The organism is Candidatus Auribacterota bacterium (genome assembly GCA_026392035.1).
GTDB lineage: Bacteria > Auribacterota > Tritonobacteria > UBA1439 > UBA1439 > JAPLCX01.
Genome location: JAPLCX010000049.1, coordinates 1 through 4,639, shown reverse-complemented (window position 1 = coordinate 4,639; position 4,639 = coordinate 1). Strand labels below are relative to the sequence as shown.

Genomic DNA, 4,639 nt, shown 5'->3' with positions numbered 1-4,639 from the left:
TGTTCCGGAACAATTAAAACCGGACAGTGGGAACAATTAAAACCGGACTGGTGTAAGGAGTATCCTGTTCTTTGACAGAGGGAAGAGAGGAGCCCCCATGGGGGCTCGCGGCCTAACTTGACTGGTACTAATTATTGTGTTATTGGTAGCCTCATGATGAAAGGAGGCTGCCATGAAGCAGCAGTTGCACAAACGAGTTCCCATGGGCACTGTGAAGGCCTTATTAGTCGAATATCAAGGGGGACGGATATCACGCCAAGAAACCTGCAATTATCTTGAGATCAGTAAGAGCAGATTTTATGAGCTTTACAGGAGATATCTAAACACAAGGGATGGCAGTAAAGAGTTTTATCTTTATACAGCACGTCGCAAACCCAATCGCGAGCTTGGGCGTCAGGACCAAGATTTTTTACATTCCGAGCTGCAATTTATTCGAAGCCTTCCTCCGAACGAGAGGAAGTTTAACTTTGAAGTTATTGCAGAAGAAGCTCATAAAAAGCTGGAGCACCGGATACATCGTAATAGCATCCGCCGTTTTGCACTCCGGCATGGTTACTACGTTCTACCACAAGAGAAAGTGGCAAAGCCCTATCGGCAGTTTGAGATGGGCTCTATCGGGATGATGTATCAACATGATGACTCGCAGCATATATGGATTCCGCGGTTAGGGGAAGAGCTGAGTTTAATTGCCACGGTTGATGATCATTCTCGCCTTATCGTGAAGGGGACTTTGGTTGAGCATGGTGGTGCATGGGAGCATATGGTTCATGCGGAGGCGGTGTGCCGGAAGTATGGGCTTCCCGCGATATGGTATCTGGATCAACACAGCATCTTCACTTTTAAATTTAAGAATAAGAGCGTGCATAGAAGCCAGACAATGGGTGTCGAGGGTGAAACTCAATTTAGCATGATGATGGCGGCGTTGGGTATCCACCTTTGGTTTGCACCGACTGCCCGAGCCAAGGGGAAGATCGAGAATAAGTTTAAATATCTTCAGGCGCGAGTTCCTTATCTTTGCTCAAAGCGCAAGGCCGCTAAGATCCCCGAAGGGCAGGAGGTGGTTGAGGAGGTCATCAATTACTACAATACCGAGCGCATCCATGATGAGACAGGGGAAATTCCATTGAAGCGTTGGAACCAGGCTCTTTTAGATGACCGATGCCAGCTTAGGCCAGTTCCCGAAAAGACAGACTGGGACCATGTGTCCGCTTTTAAATGTCCCCGTACAGTCGACGGATACGGAACTCTTTCGTACCGAGGGAATAAGTATAAACTGCATTCGGCTAGGAATGTACATGTTACAGTGTGTGAAAAGCCGGGTGAAAAACTCTCTATCTACATTGGCGAAGAGAAAGTTGCGACATTTTATACGCAACGCTAAAACAGTTCGGTTTTAAATGTTCCGAAGAGTCCAGTTTTAACAGTTACGCAACACTTCATTACTTTTTCCTTGTTTATCTCTAAACTCCGACGCATCGCGCCTACACAGCCAAGAGTCAAAATGGGTAATAATTTTCTCAACAAGCGGATGGTGTGCATCACACGAAGCACCGGCACCAAGGATATAGCATCGCTTTTGGTCGTAGTTAGTCATGGAGAGTAACCTGGGGTCAAGTCTTTAATCTTGATATTTAATGCCGTGACGCCAGACTTGTCAATTGCATAGAACGGACCACATTTAATCTGGACGAACTCGTATTCCCCAAACCCTGTGTTGCGTAGCTCCGTGCGATGGTTCCAGTTTGCCGGCCTGAATAAGTATCCCCGGCCAAACTGCCCGTGTCATGGTGAAACATGGGCCACAGGGGTACATATTCATCCACAGGATAGGGGCCATAAGAAAACGTGGTGCTTTCGGGACCTTCATTGGTAAAACTATAGTGAGCGCCATCGGTGGTGATTACGACCTGGCCGTTGGCCACGGTGACGTTTGGCGCGGTCCCGCCGGCGCCCTTTTCCGTTTGGAAGATTTTCTCCACGCGGACCCCGGAATCGTTAAGCCTATTTATCGCGCCGCGGGTGGGATGCCTGAATTTATTCCCGTCCCCTACAGAGATCATTGCGAACTCGGGCATTATCTTCCGGAGGAAATAGAGATTGGAGCTGTATCTGCTGCCATGATGGTGGACCTTGTACACATCGATATGCACTCCCCTGGCGGCGAGAGCGTCCCCAACGGGGTCTTCGACGTCGGGATGATTCCCGGAGCCTGTAAGATCCCCCCCCGTCAGGTAGTCGAATCCCTTGAACTTGATGTCCAGGACGATGCTTTTGGCGTTTTTATTCCTCTCCGGATCAACGTATGCCCCCCCGATGATATGACCATTCACCGCGTAACACGTGGCCGTCGCGCCTTCGCTGCTATAGATAACATCCCCGAGATTAATTCCGTGCCACGTTATCTCGTCCCACGATCCATCCGCACAGCCATATGCCATCGTGGAGGAGTCGGCATAGCCCCCGGAAATCACCGTCGAGAACCCGCCCACATGGTCGGGATGGGCATGGGATGCGACGAGGATGTCCAGCTTTCTGATTCCCAGCCGGCCGAGGAGATCCGTTATGTTTCGCCCCGCCGACTCCTCCCCCGCGTCGATGAGCATCGTCCGACCATCCGGGAAGATCACGAGTGCGGAGTCTCCCTGACCCACATCGATCATGTATATCCGCATGCTGCTGGATAAAGAATCTTTTGCTGACCCGGAATGAACGGATTTTGGAAGGACTCCGCTGTTTCCTGATCCCGCCTTCGTAGAAGGGTGGTATAGAGGAGCGCAACCGATTATGATCGACCCCAGAACAGTCGCTATCAGTAGTGATAAATTGGGGCTCTTTTTCATAAGATAACTTCTCGCCTTCCACTACAAAGATGCCTCATTTACAATGGGTATGTCAGGCACGTAAATCGCATCTATCAGCGGATGACGGGGATGGTGAGGATGGGCAGCGGCTGGGATGGCTGCGCCTCCTGGAGGCGGAACAGGAGACAGACGGTGTAGAACGTCGCCTTGGAGTTCTGGTCGTCGTCCCGTATGTAGAACCACGAGCCGCGGTAGCGCACGGCGACATAGGCATTCTCCGGCTCTTTCTTCGAGGAATAGACGTGGATCAGTTTGCCTGTCACCCTGCTCCAGTCATACTCGCTCCCGTCGGGGTTCCGGACGACGGTCACAAGCCCGGCCTTCAAATCCTCCGGCGGAACGTCCACCCCGTGCGCGAGAAAGGCGAGGACGCCGAGCACCGGCCGCATCCTCACGACAAGCCGGTCGCCGTTGCCATGGGAACTGTCGCCGGTGAGGATAAACGTGCTTTTTGCCGCGGATACCCCGAGAAGCTCTTTGACCTCCCGTATCTGGTCGGCGTACTCTTTGCTCTCTTTGATCTGGAGCAGGAAGTCGGCATCCTTCTCCTTGCCCGTTCGTCCAAACTGCATGAGATCCGCCTGCTGGAGTTGGCCCATGAGGCTCACGAGCCTCTGAAATTTCTCGGGGTGGGGAACCCACTCGGGGAGGAGCAGCGACGCCCTGGCCGCGTTGTCGATATCGTTGATGTGCTCGATGCAAAGCGAGAAGACGCGGGGGATGCTCCCCCCGGACTGGGTAAGGAGGGCAAGCGTGCTCACCGGAATGGGAGACATGAGTTTCTTCAGGAAGTCTTCGCCCACGACGGGGGCGAAGGAGAGCGTCGGGGTCTGGGAGTAGGTCCCCTCGAGCCCCGGCTTTATGATGCTCCCCGAGAATGGATCAATCAACAGATCCGCAGACACGTTCGCCTTGCCCATCATCGTCTCGGACGACGTGATGCTCGTGACGTCGAGGAAGAAGGGGGTATCGCGGTACTTCTGGCGCACCAGGTTGAGGAGGAACTCCCGGTTCTGGTTCTGGGAGAGGACGTCGTTGTATTGCGGATAGGTCACCCTCAGCGCCGAGGGTCCCAGTGACCGGCAGCCGCACACGAGAGCGAGGCACACCCCCAGGAGACATACTCCCGCCGGCATTCTCATCCTCATCTCATTTCTCCATGTGCGCATACCAATAGTGCTCGGGCGCGGCAACGAGTATGTCACAGGCACATACGAGCCCGCAAGATGTTTAACCGACCCTAAATGGCGGATTTGTAGGGGTCGCCTGCCTGCCGGCGGGCAGGGATTCATCCGACCCGCGTAACGGGCCACGTGTTTCACGTGGCAAACTTGATACTTGCCCCCGAAGGCGGGAAACTTGTCCTGAGCGAAGCCGAAGGATCAAGCCCCTACAGAATCACCATTTCTGGTTCTCTTCCATTTTGTGTGGGTAGAAACCAAGAATCCCTCCCCCTCTGACGGGGAGCTTGTCCCGAGCGAAGCCGAGGGAAGGTAAGGTGGGGGTGAGAAATGAGCACCGTTAGAAGTACCCCTCACCCTACCCTCTCCCTCAAGGGGAGAGGGAAAAATAGCGAATGTCTATGATCAGGGCAAAATATTCCCATGAATGCCCAATACTGCAACACATTTTACTAATCTGTAGTTTTGCAGAAATTTAGCATACGAGGTGTCAATAAAAAATGGTTCTTACGCCCTCAGTTGTGGCACACTTTCAATAGCGTTGGAGGTGCACCACAAACAAAAGGAGTAAGAACCGGTGATACTATGGCACCTCGC

At 52.8% G+C, this 4,639-nt stretch carries 3 protein-coding genes; 1 reads left to right on the top strand and 2 read right to left on the bottom strand.

Going from position 1 to position 4,639, the window contains the following annotated elements; translation table 11 throughout:
* The first annotated feature begins 172 nt into the window (after positions 1 to 172).
* Positions 173 to 1,381 (top strand): hypothetical protein, encoded by a 1,209-nt coding sequence (locus NTX71_04775; protein ID MCX6339216.1) that lies wholly within the window; start codon positions 173 to 175, stop codon positions 1,379 to 1,381.
* A 250-nt stretch (positions 1,382 to 1,631) separates the two neighbouring features.
* Here the strand turns inward: NTX71_04775 and NTX71_04770 are convergent, their stop codons facing one another.
* Together NTX71_04770 and NTX71_04765 are read right to left on the bottom strand one after the other, a co-directional pair.
* Positions 1,632 to 2,660 carry an MBL fold metallo-hydrolase gene (locus NTX71_04770; protein ID MCX6339215.1) on the bottom strand — a complete coding sequence of 343 codons (1,029 nt, stop codon included), beginning with the start codon at positions 2,658 to 2,660 and terminating at the stop codon, positions 1,632 to 1,634.
* Between the two features lie 254 nt (positions 2,661 to 2,914).
* The gene (locus NTX71_04765) at positions 2,915 to 4,009 is read right to left on the bottom strand and encodes a hypothetical protein (GenBank protein ID MCX6339214.1); all 1,095 of its coding nucleotides are present in this window, start codon (positions 4,007 to 4,009) and stop codon (positions 2,915 to 2,917) included.
* Between the last annotated feature and the right edge of the window lie 630 nt (positions 4,010 to 4,639).

What these genes read in the sequence shown, in the direction of transcription:
- NTX71_04775 (MCX6339216.1), top strand. Translation starts at nt 173, where the DNA reads ATGAAGCAGCAGTTGCACAAACGAGTTCCCATGGGCACTGTGAAGGCC.
- NTX71_04770 (MCX6339215.1), bottom strand. Translation starts at nt 2,660, where the DNA reads ATGATCGATGTGGGTCAGGGAGACTCCGCACTCGTGATCTTCCCGGAT.
- NTX71_04765 (MCX6339214.1), bottom strand. Translation starts at nt 4,009, where the DNA reads ATGAGGATGAGAATGCCGGCGGGAGTATGTCTCCTGGGGGTGTGCCTC.